A 12,537-nucleotide genomic window follows, 5' to 3' on the forward strand; every position below is an offset into this window, starting at 1 on the left:
TCCCAAAGGCATCGACTTCGATCGAAAACCACAAGGGCCGAGAAGACATAGCCAGTAGCATTGCTCACGCTGCCTCCATTGGCGATCCCGGTTCCGCCTTTTCGGGAGCTGTGTTTTGCGGTGCCGAACAACACTCCTCGTAACAGAGCTTCTCACTCCTGTAGCTCGCCAAGGCCTGGAGGGAGCACTGCACGAGATCCCGTTTCGCTACATCGGAGGCAGGCGCTGCATCCAGCCATTTCAGCGCCACCTCGACCAATTCGATCGCGCGATTCCTGTTACCGGTCTCGTAATAGTACCGAGCGACCGCCCCGTACGAGAGGAACTTCGCGCCCTCGCTGCCTTGGGGCGGATTCGCCGCGAGAATGTGTTCGGAGAGGTCCTTGCCCATGGCAAAGCGCTCGGCATGTGGGAAACCGGAGTAGTCTTTCGCGGGGTCGAAGAGTTGGCGGATGGCCACGCTCATCCAAACCACAGATTTCTTGTCGATCGCATCGCGAACCAATTGGCGCAATACCGCCAAGCCGGCCCGCATGTCGCGCATCTTGTGAAGCAACAATTCCGCATGAAGCCCACGGAAGGTGACATCGTCCGGCATCGCAGCGAGTGCCTCCTCAACCCCTGAAAGGGCTGCCGCCCAATCCTTAGTATTCATGGCGGCTTCAAGTCTGGCAAAGATCGGTTCCACCAGCGCTCGCTTCTGCGATAGTTCGCGCTTTCTGCGTCTGCCCGTGGTTATCCTCTCCGCATCCAGGGCTTTGGCTTCGTCGCTCACTGCCCAGGAGCCGTTCAGAACTTTGGGCAACAAGTTATCGAGTTGCGTCGGATGGCCGATAAAGGCGAAGCGGCCGTCACGATCGACCACGAATGACGAGGGAATCCCGACAGAAAAGCTGGGATCCATCCAAAGGTTGTTCATTTCGCCGGAGTAGTCGAATGCGATCGCGAAGTTCAGATCTGGCAAGCTCTTCGTCAACCAAGCGTCCAAGCTGGCTCTCGCTTCATCTGCCGTCGAAGCTTGTTCGTGAGCCGCGATGCCCACCACCTCAACTCCGTTGCTCCTGTATTTGCTTTGCAGGGTCACCAAATTCGGCATTGAGGCGATACATGGTCCGCACCACGTTGCCCAAAACTCGATGATGTATATTTTCCCAGGTTCGAACTTTGAAAGGGGTTGGCCACGTAGCCAGTCCTCAACTTTGATGGAGGGAGCCGGCGAACCGACTCTCAGCACATTCTCCGCACCGACTTGACTTGCGCTCTCAGTCACACTGGTCATTGCTCAAATTCGCTTTACCTGGCTCTGCGGAGAACAACAGCAAGTCGCATGCCAGCCAGCGCTCATTGATATTACGCATTTTTCGTATCATTCCTGTCGACCTTGCGACGCATGTCGCATATCCGACCAGCTGCTTGGAGCTTTCTCAGGCAATCAGTCGGCCGGACGTTCTTGACGCAGACCGACGAGGCGGGAAGTCAGGCAGAAGGCCGAGTTCACCACTCCACATCTTGATCGGTTTCCAGGATAACCATTTCGGCGCTCGGGATCATGACGTGAACTGACCTGCTTTGGACCGTCGGCTTGCGCTTGACGGCGATCTCAGATTTCCAATTCAACTCTTTGAACCAAGGGGCGATGAACCAGACTAGAGCGACCAGCTGCAGCACAACATTCATACTGAACGCCGTCTGATACGCGATTGAGGGGTAGTGTCCGTCCTTTACCGGCCATTGCTCTAGAATTAACCCCGTCCCGTACTGGACGAGGAAAGCCCACCCGAAATGCAGAACGTTGAGCACGCCGTTTGCGCGCGCGATCAGTTGGGCCGGAAAGTAATCTCCGATGATCGCGTAGCTGAGGACGATTGCTGATCCGACCAGCGCCACAACGATCCACGACGGTAGCGACGGAAATGGCGGATGCAATATCAGCGCGAGTTCGGCTGCAATGAACACAGCAGCTACGATTGAGAGCAACGTTTCAATGTTCTTGCCATGCCGGCGCAGTGAATCGGCGACCACGCTGAGCAGCAATGCGCCAATGCTTAGGGCTATCGCCATTGCGAGCAATCGAGTGACAAGGCTTGTTCGATCCAACCCTTCCACATCGCTCAGCCAGGACGCTGCCCACAAGGACTGCAGGGCCCACGCGGACCCGATACATGTTGAAGAAATCGGCGCAATTCTCCAGAACCGCCCATCCGTATAGACGGTCTTCAGGCTGACTGTCCCTGGAGGGCTCTTCGCAGTTGCCTCATGCTCTGGAACCAAAAAATAGATCGAAGCGGCCGCGGAGGCGCTGGATGCGGCAAGCACCTCAAATAGACCGCGCCAGCCTATCCAGTTAAGCAATGCCTCGGCTGGTGCGGTTGCCGTTACCGCGCCCAGTGCACCCAGCATGATCATACAGCCGTTGATGAGCGCCACGCGCTCTCTCGGAAACCAGAGCACGACTGTTTTCAGGCCAGACATGAGGGAAGCTGCGGTACCGAATGCTATCATCGCGCGAGCAATCAGAAGCGACAGAAATCCATTCGATAGTCCGAAAAGCGCAGCGCCTGCGGCAGCCAGCAGCAAGAGCGCACCCTGGACTCGGCGCGGACCGAAGCGATCCAAGAGCATGCCCATCGGAATCTGGCTGCCGGTAAGGACTAGAAAGTAGATCGAGCCCAACAGCCCCAAATCGGCCGTACCAAGCTCCAATTCAGAGGCAAGGCGGTCACAAATGAGCGTGTTGATCATCCGAAACAGGTAGGAAAGATAACATCCCGCTGCAAAGGGAAGGAACACGCAAGAGATGATCCGCCAGCTCCAACCCCGATTGACCGGCTTCTCGCCTGATCTCAGCCGAGCGGCATCGCTGCGCGTGTTGCTCGAAACGCGGCCACTGGCTTTAACACAAGGCGTTTGGCAGCTGTCGAAAGTGGATATTGCTGCCGCCCTCCTCGGCGACAGCACCCGCATTTGAGTTTTCACCTACGACGGCCACGCAGTGGGTTTCTTCTTCAACTGGCGCTCGTGGAACGGCGCGTGACGCTCCGCCGCCCATTTCAGGCCCTGATCGGCTGGAACTTCCCGAGCTATCAATTGCCTCCTGCAGCAAGGGCCGGCCAAACCGTACGCGACGATCGACCTGCTCGGCAAACGCCTTGAAGCGCTCGAGGCCCAGTACGCACGCCTCGTCCTGCTTGGATGGCGGCATCGGCGGCGTCAGCGTGAGGTGGTATCGCACATGGAGGGCCACTGTTTCCGCGATCACCGCAAGGTCCGTCCGCAGACTGAGCACCTGCTTATTCGTTCGCTCGATCGCCTCGTAAACCAGACCCTCTATACGCGGCGCCGGATCCAGGAAGCGCTCAAGTGCCGCCTCGACGACGACGCTCTTGCCCATACCAGGGCGGTCAGTCGCGGCTTCGAGTCGCTGGAAAATGCACTCAGAAAGTTGAATTGTTATCATTCTGGTCTGCTGAGCTTCGCTTGGACTCGGCTGCGCGTCCACCTCAGCTTCATTCCGACTTGAGCTCGGTTCTTCCCGGCGCCCGCCGCTAATCTGCATACTCCAGCTTCCTTCTTTCTGCGACCGCACACCGCCTGCGCTTGCTCGCGCGTGGTCTGGATGTTTGGTCGAAACAGATGAATCGCCCTGCGATGACGCACGACAAAAGGGCCGAGACCGCATGCCGCTTCAACCGCGGGGACATTCTGGTCGCAGCCTGGCGTACCGAAAGAAAGAAGGGGCGGATTCCTAAAGACCAGCGCCAGACGTCGTAGCCTCTTGTGCCTCTAGACAGTCAGGTCGCCGATAGACGCGCGATTTCGCGGACGGTGCGTGCACCCTTACGTCAAATCGACAAAGTTACCGATCCAAAACGAGGCGCAGGCGCAATCTAGATGCGCCCTCGCGCCCTCGAGGTCGCGAACGACCCGCGCGGACGCACCGGCCTTATTCCCTGTGCGGTGATGCGCCTCGTAAGAAGCGCACCAGCTCATGCGCGCGACCAAATACACCCGCGCCTCCGATTTCCGGCATGCATCACCAGCGTGCGATAGGACTTACACCCGTTCGCGTGCCGCACGTCGAGCCCGTCCTACGGCTGTTCAAACGTATCAGCAGGCCCAGTGCGACCACTCACTTGTCAGGAGGCCTCAGGGGAACTGTCGGTCGCACTGGCAGGCGGGTGGATCGCGCAGCGGGTCCCCCTGGTTATGGCTGCAGACGTAGCGCTCGTTGTGCCGGTCCTCGCCAGCCACGCGATTCATCGGTCCGCCCGCACCCCGGGCGTCGCTTCCGGATCGATGGAGGACTGACATGTGAATTGCCCCTGCCGACGGCGAGCTTACTTGCGCCAAATCGGCTGCTACAGCCGCGTTGCAGAACATTCTGCGAAAGGCCCCCCTGTTCGCCCGCCTTGGCATCGGAGCCGCCGATGTACTTAAGCGCAAATCCTGGTGGCGTTGAGTGAGGGCACATCATGGATGTCGAGTTCTACAGGAGCTTTGCAAAGCGGGCCCACGATGGCTGATCAGGCCGATCCGTTCACGCGAAAGCGGCTTCTGGTGCTGGCCGAGAAATACGATGCTAAGCTGGGGAAACCTTCGCCGGCCAGCCGCAATATTCAACGCACGCTGCCTCTGCACCGCACGGTGCCAGCCGTAAGCGCCATTTCTGATGGTGGCGAAGCTTGAGGAAGAGCGCCGGCAGCGAGGGCGACTGCGACGCCTGCAGCGGCAGCAAGCATCACCCCTCCAAGGCGCTGCATTTTCCAGGGATGGTACGCGAACTACGCCGGGAAAGGATGCGCACCCAAACCGGAGTGAGCATGCCGGATGGCACCCGTCGACTGCCCTCACCGCACTTCAGAAGCACTGTGGTCACAGCTTGCCGGTGGAGGCATTCACCAGATGGACCGAGGAGCATGCCGGCCAAACGACCGGTAGATGAGTATCGGGACCGATCTGCTCCAGTCCCGTCAGCAGTTGCTGCACGTTCATGCCCGTCTGCGCGGGCACCTGAAAAGTACTGATTGCTCTATCCCGCCAGCATAGGCCTGGATACTGCGCCCTGAAAGTGCGGTTGTTTACTGGGAGCGTGCCAGCGCCTTCCAGAGCACCGTGCGGCGGCAGTTATGAATTTTCATCGCATCTGGAGGCCGGGTCCAGGACACAGCTTTTCGTACTCTTTGGCCCATTTCTCGAGCCGCGGGCTGGGTCCGGATCGTTGAGCGCAACCGTGGGCACCTTCTCGGCGAGTAATCTGGTTTTTGTCGTCCTCCATAAAATTCCTAACCCGAATGGGCGCTCGTGTTGCGCAGAATTGCCCTTGCATGGAGATCACATAGCTTGAGTGCGCGTTCACCTTCAGCCGCCAGCTTCCCCGGCGAGGATCGCCTGGACCTGATCTGTCCGCCGTTTGGCGCCACTCGGAAAGACCTGCCGTGACGAGCCGTCTCGAGCTGACGATGTAGGCTCCCAACATGAGCGGGTCCTCATCGAGGCAACATCCAGATCTCAAGGCGGGGCGCGGCAAGGATGGGCGCGGCGGTCAGCGTAACTTTTCGAACACCTGAAGCGAACTTGCCGCTGCAGTGACCGGGTGCGCTGTAGGCTGAAGGTCATTGGCGAGGCTCCGCAGCTAGTCATTTCCAATAGAGAATCGGTCTGGATCATGCCAAGCGGCCCGCATGGCCCTGCTGCAAACTAGCTCTTTCTCTTTGCGCACGTGACTCTCGGGCGATTACCTGATCTCCGGCCGTTCGGGTCGAAGCGGGGATGCGCCATCTCCGGCTCGGGCGGGGAGGACCAAAAAATGTCAAGAGGCGTCCGCAGCACGGTCCTCGCGATGAAGGCCGGCAGTCGCCACGCTCCTCGGAGGAATAGTCCGTTCATGGACGTGCGAAGAAGGTGTTCGGTCGATCAGGAGGCTGATCAGTTCAGGGCGACTGTAGTGACCGCTTGCATCCATCACTCTCTTGCGCCCGTCGATTTCGATGAAGTCGAGATCGGCAATCACCTCTCCTTCACCTTCCTTCAGGGGCTCGCCTATCAATTGACCATCGGGGGCAACGATAGCCGTGAAGCAACCGCCGGAAATCGGGGCGATAGCAGCGCCCGTGTCATTGGCAATTTGGGCTTGTTGGTCGGCGTTGAGCCATGCGGTTGCGCTGACGACGAAGCAGGCCGATTCAAGGGCATGCTGTCGGGTGCTCACTTCCGTTTGCTGGGAAAAAAGAGGGCCGAAGATTGAGCCGGGGTACATCGCGGAGTGGATCTGCTCGCCATCGGCAATCAAGGCGTATCTTGCCAGCGGGAGATAATGTTCCCAGCACGCAAGCTGGCCGATCCGGCCAACGGCGCTGTCTACGGCGCGAAGGCCGGCACCGTCGCCTTGGCCCCAGACCATCCGCTCATGATAGGTGGGGGTGATCTTGCGGCGACGCTGGATCAGCGTGCCGTCCGCATCGAACAGGAGCTGAGTGTTATAGATCGATCCTCCGTCCCGCTCATTGGCGCCGACCGAAACGACCATTTGGGCGTCCTTGGCCGCATCACCGATCGCATGCGTCTCCGCAGAGGGTACCGTAAGGGACTGCTCAAGCAGCCTCTGATGCTCCTTGGCAAGCGTGAAGGGCGGCTGGACGAACGAGAAATAGGGGTAGTAGGGAATGATGGTCTCGGGAAACGTGGCGAAACGCACCCCCTTTTTGCCCAATTCGCGAATCTTTCTGGTGATCTTCTCGACTGTCCCCTCTCGGCTGTACAACACGGGGCTGATCTGTACGGCGGCTGCCTTAACGATTTTTCTCATTCTCTTCTTCTGCACATTGTGAGTATCCGAGCGTTGCACTGCAACTGGTGTAGAGGATGACGGATGACTCTCACGGGGGCTCTTCGAGCCCATGGGGGCTTGTTGGACTCAGGGCTGTATGCGTCTGCCATCGACAGCCACGTCGATGCCGGTGATGTAGGATGCGTCGTCGAAAGCGAGGAAGCTCACGCGCCGCGATCTTCCGTGGCTTACCGAAGTGTTTCGCGGCTATCTGCTCCAGCGGGACCGTTCCGCGGTCTTGCACGCTGGTCTCGGAAATGCCGATGTTTCTAAACAGCGGACTTTCGGTGACGCCCGAGCTCTCGGCGTTTATCCGAGCGCTTCGGCGGATCAGTTGGGTGCCAAGGGCTCGCGTCAAGTGGCACAGTTCGGCCTTGGATGCCGACACAACCGATGTTCCCGCGATTCCGACCTGATTGGACGAAGAAGCCGTGAAGACGATCTCGCTCGGGTTGCGCGCGAGAGGCAGCGCCTTGTGAGTATTGAAATAGAATCCGGGGAAATTGACGAAGACGTCAACGCTCTGCTGAGTTGTTTGCGCGAGCGAGCCGAGTTTCGCAATTTCGGCATTGGCATCGAAATGGGCTATAACAGTTTCGCGCTTTCCTCCGAAGCGGGATAGCCGGCGCGAAAAATAGCCGAGCCTCGCTGTCGGGATAGCTTCGCGTTTCCCTGCAGGCCTTTGGCTCATGACGCGTTTTCCGCATCACTTGGCTTATGCATTGACGGATAGGGCTTTCTGCCCACTGTGTCGGTAGTCGCGTCGGCAACTGCCGTAGTCAAATGATGCGCCATCATGTAGTACGTGGTGAAGTGGCCGCTCTTGCTGGCGATCTTACCGTTCTTGCGAGTGACGCTGCCCTTCTCACGTTTGGTAATCAGCTTCATCTTGCACCGCTTCGCGATCAGGGGCATCGGGACAAGCTTCCATCCTGTGGCCTTGCGCAACTCTGCTTGCGTAACGCCGTCTTGTCGCGAGGCCAGCGAGCTGATCAGATTGATCTTGGTGTGAGGATGCTTGGCCATCATCGCCATCCGGCGGGATTGGGCCTCATTCAACGGCTCCAAGCCAATGTGCTTCTCCAGTTGTCCTTCCATCGAAAGTGGACGATGTAGTTCCGTTCCTCTGGAATTGTGGAAACATATTGCAGGCGGTCTCAGCGGTTGCCTCATTGCAATCTGACGTAAACGGATAACGTTACACCAGTTTGCTGAAGTTGGGGGCAGTGCAAGTTCTCGCATTTTCGACAGGATTTCGCAGACTAAGACCGTGCAACGTGGATTGCTAACACAGAGGACCTGCGATGCAATCCGCAAAAACTGGTAGGCCAACTATTGAGAAGAGCTTCCGGAACTCTGGAGAGGCTTCCGCTTGCTCAAGCAAGCAGCGTTACTCCATCGAGCGGCAGCTCGAATGCAGGCCGTACCTCGTCTCAACTCGCTTCAGATTTCAGCATTCATGTCATGCGGCCTCCCAGCCCTCAGATATCTGCCGTCGGTCCCGATCTAAGGCGCTCGGTCCGTTCGATTTGGCCCTGTCGTTATCTGCGGCCGAACTACTCGGCGCGAGCACCCTCGCAAGTTCCCTTGTAGTCCTGCATCGTCCGCCTGCTCCGACGATTGTTAAATTACTCTGGAATTGCGGCGTTCGAATCCAAGCTCACCTCTTTCAGAACGGTTGATCCGCTGGAACGCCTTCGGCCAAGCGCTTCAACGAATCGATCATAGCGTTCGGCGCATTTGGCGCGAGCGGCTGGACTGGATTGTTCTGGTAATGTCGGCAGCGATGTCAACCAGAAGCGAACGAAAAGGGCGAGCGTCTCGAGCGTGATGCTGTCATTGCGTTCGAGACGCTCGAGCAGCCGTGCGATGCGATCCAGCCGCTTGGCAATAGCCGCCTCGCGTCGGTCGGAATTGTCAGGCGAAAGAAATGACGCGATCGCGGCCGCTGCGACCAGCGACTTGGGCTGGCCACGACGCTCCGCAAAGACATCAACGGTCCTGAATGTCTGCGGATCAAGTTAGATACTGAGCTGAACCTTTTTCACCGATTTGTCCCCACTCAGAGGTCCATGACATCGTCAGGTCGAGGCTGGTCGCGCGCGCTAATCCCTGCATTACGCGGCCTAGCGCTTGTGCCTGGACCGCATCTGCGTCGGGCTCACGGGACCAGCATCGAACTCATGTTCCGCGAGCGGTGCCTTGATTTCGATCTCCTCGTGCTGCGGCAATTCTGGCTCGCGCCGGAGCCACCCGTTCGGGTCGCCATGCTTTCGCTGCCGAGTCGCAAGCAGTTCGATCGAGGGCGCAGGGGGTGGGCGCCCCGACCAGTCCTCATCCGGGCGCGAGGACAAGAGAATTGTTGCTGCTTTAGGGGCTTGAAGATTCGCTTCTGAAATTGCGGGTCCTCGTGATAACGAACCTTGGTGGCACGCAGCGGGTGGAGGCCCTACACCATCACAATCGCCTCTTCCGATGAGAGCTGCATGGCTTCGCCAGGCGTCAGGAGAGGACGGGACGTTTCTTGGCGGCTCACCATCAAGTGTCCAAGCCAGGGGCTTATGCGATGCCCGGCATAGTTTTTCATGGCGCGCAGTTCGGTCGCGGTCTCCAGCGCATCCGAGACGCGCTTAGCGGTGCGCTCGTCATTGTGGAGACGGCTATCCGGATGTAACGATTGTCGAGGTCGCGTGGTTCGGCCCATAGGCGCGTTCTAACTGGTTCAAGCTCTGAGTGATCAGGAAACTGCGAATGCCATAGCCGGCCATGAAGGCAAGCTGGCTCTCGAACAAATCGAGGCGGCCCAGAGCTGCATGACTCGTCGAGCATCAGGAGGAGCTTTTGACGGCGCCGGTCGGGATCCAGGCTCTCGGTCAGGCGCCGTCCGATCTGATTGAGGATGAGCCACATCAGGAATTTTGTGTGGACGATGTCGGATGGCGGCACGACGAGACAGAGTGAAACGGGCTGCGGTTTGTCGACGAGATCGAGAATGCGCCAATCGCTCCGCGCGGTGACCTTAGCAACGACCGGATCGCGATAAAGGCCCAAGAAGCTCATTGTGGTCGACAGCACGCCCGACCGCTCGTTCTCGCTCTTGTTGAGCAGCTCTCGCGCTGCTGAAGCGACGACGGGATGAACGCGATCACCAAGTTGAGCCCCGGCAAGTGTCTTGTCAGCTTCAGGTAGAGGACATGCAGGATAGCGCCGACGAGCAGAGAATGGCTGGTTTTTCCCAATGGTTGCGGCGCTCGAGCGCCCCTTCGGGATCAACCAGGATATGCAGACATTTTGCGCTTCTCGTACTTCGCAAATTGTAGGCGGCGCTTGCCGTGTTTGTCGGTCGAATAAGATTACATCTCCAAGGCGCGCGCGCCATCCCGAGGTCAACTGGAAATTCTCGCGCTTGATTTCGTGGACGATCAGCGAACGCGGCCACTCCCGCTCGAGCGAAGGCGACCAGGGCACAAGCTGAAAGCCGAGGCCTTTCTCGATCATCGCGAAGCGCCCGGACGCCAGTGACAGACGTCCACGATAATCCCCTCAGATCTGCTCACCTAACATCAGATGACAAGTGCGGAAGCCCCGTTTGCTCCATGAGCCGTCGTGTAACGACGTCGAGTTCGCGGTCGCGGAGGCTTTCGATCACGTTGCGGCTTAGCCGGACCTTGTTGCCATCGCACCGGGCGAGTCCTTGGTCGGCCAAAACATCGATGCGCCATTCAAGTGCGCACGGACCTCGGCGCCAAACGCAATGCGCGAGAGCTCGGCAGGACCTCGCGCGACGAGCTGCCGGTCTAGCCACGTTGCTTCATCCGCCGCGACCTGCTGGTCCAGAAAGAGCTCCGAGCGAACCGCGAGCGCAATCCGTGTTCGACCACGGGTGTCCGCAAACCGGCGCAGTTCCACGATCCCACCGATCGGCCCATCGCCGGCCGCCTCGACAGCAGGAAGCTTCACGTGATGCACACGCCCGTCAATCCCGTCGACAACGGCAAAGGCTGTGCCCTTCATCAAGCCCGCGCCCGATGAGACGGCCAACGATTGGTTCGCCATGAGTTTCGCCTCCAGTGCCCAGCATGCGGGGGTGCGGCTGGCGCCGTCCCGCGTGAGGGCTTTGTGCAGCCGCTGATGATGTCACCGCGCTCGCCCAGCGCGCGCAACCTCGCCTCCGCATCGGGGGCCAGAACCCAGACGGCGGGGCCCGCAGGTTCCGCCAAACCGCGCCGCGCGAGCGTCCGCATGCGCCCGATCCGCTTTCCCGCAATGGATCGCGCCCGGCATCCCGCTCGGACCTCAAATTGATAACGCCGTCCGCCGTCCCCGCTTCCCGGGCAAGCATCCGATCGAGTGTGGTCCAGCGTTCGGCTGTCGTGTCCGCCTCAAGGCTCTGGCGAGTCTCGAGCTCCGAACGAGGGCCAAGTTCGCGCATGACAAGGTCGCTGGCGCCGGCGCGCAAGCCCATAGCGATATAACCGGGACTGATGACGAGGTCGCATCATCAGGCGAGACAATGAACCTGAAATGATGGCGGTCACCCTCGCAACGCGTGACGAAGGCGCAACCGTCCGCATCATCCGCCTCGGCGTCGAATAGTTTGCCCTGAGCGCCGTCTCGTGTGACTCCGTCGCGCTGCAGGTAACCGATATGGGCGCGCAACGCGCCCGGCGAACGCATCCGCCGCACCACCCGCGCCTTGACCATAGCACCGCGGCCGCTGGCGTTGAGAAGCCGTGCCGCAGCGATGCTCGCGGCGCGGCCGCGTCCAAACTTTCCGCCATGGCCATCCTTGCCTCGCGAGAGGCCGCCGGCCTTCTGAGCGGCTGTGAGTACCTGCGGCACAAACGGCTTTGTCCGGGGCGCGCGCGTGGAGCGGATACAGCCGGGACGGATCCGAAGATCATCCTCGCGCGTCATTCCGGCCGCCGCAAGGCATCGAAAGCGGTGTAAGAACAGCGCCTTGGGGAAAGCTGAACTTTGCTCCAGGTCGCCGCAATGTTTAGTCGATCATTGAAATCCATACACTTTCTCTCACAACCGACCGGCCGCACCTTGCGGCTTTTATCCTGCCGTCTTAATCGGTCGGGTCGTCTGCTTGATCTCAGCCATTCTCGCGCCCTTTCTCGTTTACGACAAGTCTCTCTGATCCACGCCATGACATGATGCGCCGCGATGGTCACGAGTCCTGATGCGCCGTGCAGTCTTCCGCGCTCAGCGACGGCACAAAATATGCCGTCGCGGCGCATCTTTCCATCGGCATGACGGAGCCACATCACAGGCAATCCGGCGCGATCGGTCGGCATCCGAAGATGCACCGTCGCAGGCAAGATAACGTGCGCTCCGTCGTCGTTGTGCTGCACCAGTCCTCATCCGCCAGCGGCGGAGCTCCATGTTCAGGACGCGGCGATCACCGCGTCGTTGGTCGGTCGGTGGATCGGCGGCTCATGCGTAAGCCCCGAGCAATTTACGTTGCTTGGCAGTCCGCTCGGCGCGCAGATCTGCCGCGGACGCGTCCGGGTCGCCGCAGTAGAACGTGCCGCCGGTCCATGTCGCATGCATGATCACGGCGAGCTTGCGCGCCACCGCCACCGTCGCCTTGCGGTGCGAGGAACGCTTCGCCAGCGCCAGCCCCCAGGCCTTGACCCTGTCCTTTTTCTTGTAGCGCGTCAGCAGCGCGCTCGCCGCCTCGTACAGCGCCCGCCGCACGTCGC

The 12,537-nt window shown here is 59.7% G+C and carries 9 protein-coding genes and 3 pseudogenes; 1 reads left to right on the forward strand and 11 read right to left on the reverse strand.

Annotated elements, in window-relative coordinates; translation table 11 throughout:
• Nucleotides 1-64: 64 nt before the first annotated feature.
• From IVB48_RS32880 to IVB48_RS32890, 3 genes are all read right to left on the reverse strand, one after another.
• The gene (locus IVB48_RS32880) at nt 65-1,279 is read right to left on the reverse strand and encodes a TlpA disulfide reductase family protein (protein WP_247406683.1); all 1,215 of its coding nucleotides are present in this window, start codon (nt 1,277-1,279) and stop codon (nt 65-67) included.
• Nucleotides 1,280-1,494: 215 nt separating this feature from the next.
• Entirely contained in the window at nt 1,495-2,964 is a 1,470-nt protein-coding gene (locus IVB48_RS32885; RefSeq protein WP_256468935.1) for an MFS transporter, read from the reverse strand.
• Nucleotides 2,894-3,457 carry a hypothetical protein gene (locus tag IVB48_RS32890; protein ID WP_247406686.1) on the reverse strand — a complete coding sequence of 188 codons (564 nt, stop codon included), beginning with the start codon at nt 3,455-3,457 and terminating at the stop codon, nt 2,894-2,896. Before IVB48_RS32890 ends, IVB48_RS32885 begins: the two co-directional genes overlap by 71 nt.
• A gap of 1,058 nt (nt 3,458-4,515) precedes the next feature.
• Here IVB48_RS32890 and IVB48_RS32895 point away from each other — a divergent pair.
• Nucleotides 4,516-4,686 (forward strand): hypothetical protein, encoded by a 171-nt coding sequence (locus IVB48_RS32895; RefSeq protein WP_247406690.1) that lies wholly within the window; start codon nt 4,516-4,518, stop codon nt 4,684-4,686.
• Nucleotides 4,687-5,809: 1,123 nt separating this feature from the next.
• On the opposite strand, the gene IVB48_RS32900 is transcribed toward IVB48_RS32895, so the two are convergent.
• From IVB48_RS32900 to IVB48_RS32935, 8 genes and pseudogenes are all read right to left on the reverse strand, one after another.
• Nucleotides 5,810-6,805, reverse strand: a complete 996-nt coding sequence (locus IVB48_RS32900; RefSeq protein WP_247406693.1) for a nitrilase-related carbon-nitrogen hydrolase — start codon at nt 6,803-6,805, stop codon at nt 5,810-5,812.
• A 70-nt stretch (nt 6,806-6,875) separates the two neighbouring features.
• The gene (locus tag IVB48_RS32905) at nt 6,876-7,517 is read right to left on the reverse strand and encodes an SDR family oxidoreductase (RefSeq protein WP_247406696.1); all 642 of its coding nucleotides are present in this window, start codon (nt 7,515-7,517) and stop codon (nt 6,876-6,878) included.
• Nucleotides 7,514-7,924 carry a hypothetical protein gene (locus IVB48_RS32910; protein ID WP_247406699.1) on the reverse strand — a complete coding sequence of 137 codons (411 nt, stop codon included), beginning with the start codon at nt 7,922-7,924 and terminating at the stop codon, nt 7,514-7,516. The genes IVB48_RS32905 and IVB48_RS32910 overlap by 4 nt, the downstream gene beginning before the upstream one ends.
• Before the next feature lie 530 nt (nt 7,925-8,454).
• Nucleotides 8,455-8,874: pseudogene (locus IVB48_RS32915) on the reverse strand (CopG family transcriptional regulator).
• A gap of 258 nt (nt 8,875-9,132) precedes the next feature.
• Nucleotides 9,133-10,282: pseudogene (locus tag IVB48_RS32920) on the reverse strand (type IV secretory system conjugative DNA transfer family protein); the annotation flags it as partial.
• A 201-nt stretch (nt 10,283-10,483) separates the two neighbouring features.
• Nucleotides 10,484-10,882 (reverse strand): DUF3363 domain-containing protein, encoded by a 399-nt coding sequence (locus IVB48_RS32925; RefSeq protein WP_247339225.1) that lies wholly within the window; start codon nt 10,880-10,882, stop codon nt 10,484-10,486.
• Complete coding sequence (locus IVB48_RS32930; RefSeq protein WP_247339222.1) at nt 10,840-11,070, reverse strand: DUF3363 domain-containing protein; 231 nt, start codon at nt 11,068-11,070, stop codon at nt 10,840-10,842. The genes IVB48_RS32925 and IVB48_RS32930 overlap by 43 nt, the downstream gene beginning before the upstream one ends.
• Nucleotides 11,071-12,268: 1,198 nt before the next feature.
• A pseudogene (locus tag IVB48_RS32935) lies at nt 12,269-12,537 on the reverse strand (IS110 family transposase); the annotation flags it as partial.

It is taken from the genome of Bradyrhizobium sp. 76, assembly GCF_023073025.1.
GTDB lineage: Bacteria > Pseudomonadota > Alphaproteobacteria > Rhizobiales > Xanthobacteraceae > Bradyrhizobium.

Coding starts and splice junctions, on each gene's coding strand:
- IVB48_RS32880 (WP_247406683.1), bottom strand. CDS start 1,279: ATGACCAGTGTGACTGAGAGCGCAAGTCAAGTCGGTGCGGAGAATGTG.
- IVB48_RS32885 (WP_256468935.1), bottom strand. CDS start 2,964: ATGCGGGTGCTGTCGCCGAGGAGGGCGGCAGCAATATCCACTTTCGAC.
- IVB48_RS32890 (WP_247406686.1), bottom strand. CDS start 3,457: ATGATAACAATTCAACTTTCTGAGTGCATTTTCCAGCGACTCGAAGCC.
- IVB48_RS32895 (WP_247406690.1), top strand. CDS start 4,516: ATGGCTGATCAGGCCGATCCGTTCACGCGAAAGCGGCTTCTGGTGCTG.
- IVB48_RS32900 (WP_247406693.1), bottom strand. CDS start 6,805: ATGAGAAAAATCGTTAAGGCAGCCGCCGTACAGATCAGCCCCGTGTTG.
- IVB48_RS32905 (WP_247406696.1), bottom strand. CDS start 7,517: ATGAGCCAAAGGCCTGCAGGGAAACGCGAAGCTATCCCGACAGCGAGG.
- IVB48_RS32910 (WP_247406699.1), bottom strand. CDS start 7,924: ATGGAAGGACAACTGGAGAAGCACATTGGCTTGGAGCCGTTGAATGAG.
- IVB48_RS32925 (WP_247339225.1), bottom strand. CDS start 10,882: ATGGCGAACCAATCGTTGGCCGTCTCATCGGGCGCGGGCTTGATGAAG.
- IVB48_RS32930 (WP_247339222.1), bottom strand. CDS start 11,070: ATGCGGACGCTCGCGCGGCGCGGTTTGGCGGAACCTGCGGGCCCCGCC.